This window comes from Flavobacterium sp. (assembly GCF_049590715.1).
Lineage (GTDB): Bacteria > Bacteroidota > Bacteroidia > Flavobacteriales > Flavobacteriaceae > Flavobacterium.
Genome location: NZ_JBAWDL010000237.1, coordinates 1 through 2,654, shown reverse-complemented (window position 1 = coordinate 2,654; position 2,654 = coordinate 1). Strand labels below are relative to the sequence as shown.

Here is a 2,654-nt window from a genome sequence, read left to right as displayed (position 1 = left end):
CGTAAGAAGTAATGTTTTTAACAACACCTTCTAATACTTGTCCTTTTTGTAATTGACCGATGATTTCTTTTTTCTGTACTTCAATATCCGCTTCAATAAGCGCTTTGTGAGATACAACAACGTTTTTAAATTCGTGGTTGATTTTTACAACTTTGAATTCCATTGTTTTGTTTACGTAAACATCGTAATCTCTAATTGGTTTAACATCAATTTGAGATCCTGGTAAGAACGCTTCGATTCCGAAAACGTCAACGATCATACCACCTTTAGTTCTACATTTAACAAAACCATTAACGATTTCACCAGTTTCATTTGCAGAAATAACTCTATCCCATGATTTGATAGTACGTGCTTTTCTATGAGATAAAACTAGTTGTCCAGTTTTGTCCTCACGGATGTCGATTAATACTTCAACAGTATCACCTACTTTTAATGCTGGGTTGTAACGGAATTCGTTTAATGAAATAACACCTTCCGATTTTGCGTTGATATCAACGATAACGTCTCTATCTGTAATTCTAACAACTGTTCCATCTACTACTTCTTCTTGGTCTGTAGCGATAAAAGTTTTAGTAACTAATTCTTCGAATTCTTTTAAGTGCTGATCATCAACTACATCAATACCTTCTTCGAAATTGTGCCAGTTAAAATTTGCTAAAAACTCTTCTTGTGATTGGATTTGTTCAGACATGCTGATTAAAAATTTGTATTCTGTGCTCTCTTGAGTTTCTTTAGTGATAGAAAACAACAGAAGTTGTTTATATAATTAATTGAAGCCTAGTGGAAACTCTTATTCACCAAAAGGTGTGCAAAAGTAATTCTTTTTTAATTAATTACAAAAAAATCATCACTGATAATCAACCCTAAACCAAATTCATAATACCATATGTGACAACTTTTTCTATTTATAGGAGCAGAGCGATTGATTTTCATAACAAACTCCCCCCCTGCTCTTGCCTTTATCTCTCCGCTACACTAGGAGCATACTGGCTCCATCAGGGCTCATATTTCTGGATTTGTTTTTCATAGAATGTTTTAATGCGAAATCTTATAAAAAAAGTAATTCGTGTACGATTTCAGAAAATAAAGAATGTATTTGGTTTTGGATACAGTAAGAAAGTTGTCAGACTTAACTAGCGTCATAGAGGTGTCTTACTAGGACTCCATTTCCAAGTGAATTGCAAAATGATATTGAAATTGTAATCACTTTTTTTTAATAATGAAAAATTAGAAATGCATCACAATTTAGAAAAGCCAATTTTTATTAATGTCAAAGAATTATTATACCAAACAATAATTTATTCAAACAAACCAAAAAAGTATTTTGAACATGAAAGAACAGAAAACTCCGCTAGAAACTCATAGACCTTACCGTATTTATAATAGAAAAGCTTCATCTATCTTTAGTACAAGATACAGCATTAGAAAAAGGAATTAACCGTATTGTTATTAATTAATAACGATTATCAAAGTATAAAAAAGCTCAAAGGTTTATTTTTATTGAGCATTTTATATTTCTGATAGCAAAAATAGGAAACAAATGTCTGGATTTAGATTTACATATACACAGTTTGCACTGTTGTGTCCATTAGATTGGCTTTCCAAAAGTCAGAAGGACATTATTAATCAAACTAATTTTGATATAATGATGGTTTCAAAGGTTTTATAAACCTTATAAGAGAAGCAATTTTCTATATGTATAAGTAAACAAACAATATTACGTTATAAAAATCCATAAAAAAAAGAGAATAAATGCAGGTGCGTTCCATACATTCATTCTCTTTTTAAATTATTATTTTTGTATTTTAAAGTTTAGTTAACAATTAAATTAGTTGTAGATAAATGATCTTCAGTTTGTAATTTAACAATATAAATTCCTTTGGCTAAGTTTAATTTTGAAGCAGGAATAACAATTTCCAATTGATTTGAATATTCTTTTTGGAATATCACACCCCCTAAATTGTTGTAAATTGTCACATTAACATCTGATTGTATGGGTAACAATATATTTAAATCCTTATTCCCTAGAGGGTTTGGATAAACAATTGGATTTAACGATGATGGACTTTCTGAAGTATCAAAAGTTTCAATGCCCAATATTATACAGGTATCTGTAGGAGTCCATCCGGTGGGACAACCAGTGATGTCAGGACTACATTTAACGATACTCCACTTTGCTTTATAGGTTTTTCCGTTGTAAAGAACTTCTTCATCCATTTGGTATTGCTTGCCTGCTACCCAAGTGGGTACATTACAATTACCAGTTATTGGTTTTACAGTTATCGTACAAATAGCTGTTTTGCTACCATTTTCGGTTTTAACAGTAATTGTAGCATTTCCAACTTTTTTTGCAGTCACTAATCCTACTGAACTTACAGTTGCAACAGTTATGTCATTTGATTGCCAAGTTACATTTTTATTAGTTGCATTTGAAGGTGTTATGTTTGCTGTTAAGGATTTAGTAGCATTTACTTCAAGAGTGACTGTTGATGGTGCCACGTTTACATTAGTTACCGCAACTTGACTGGGACCAGTAGAAGTTCCTGTTTTAGTCCAAACACGTACATAATCGACTGACATTGTTGTTGGCATACCTGCTAATTGTTTGCTAGCATCTGGGTCAGTTAAAGGATTAACAGCATGGTTTGCATTAT

At 31.6% G+C, this 2,654-nt stretch carries 2 protein-coding genes; both read right to left on the bottom strand.

The genetic code is table 11. The features are described 5' to 3' along the window. A partial coding sequence (locus WBQ70_RS10630; RefSeq protein ID WP_423913891.1) for a S1 RNA-binding domain-containing protein occupies window positions 1–691 on the bottom strand: 691 nt, incomplete at its 3' end. A gap of 1,121 nt (window positions 692–1,812) precedes the next feature. Next, the coding region (locus WBQ70_RS10625) for an Ig-like domain-containing protein (protein ID WP_423913888.1) at window positions 1,813–2,654 on the bottom strand (842 nt) is incomplete at its 5' end.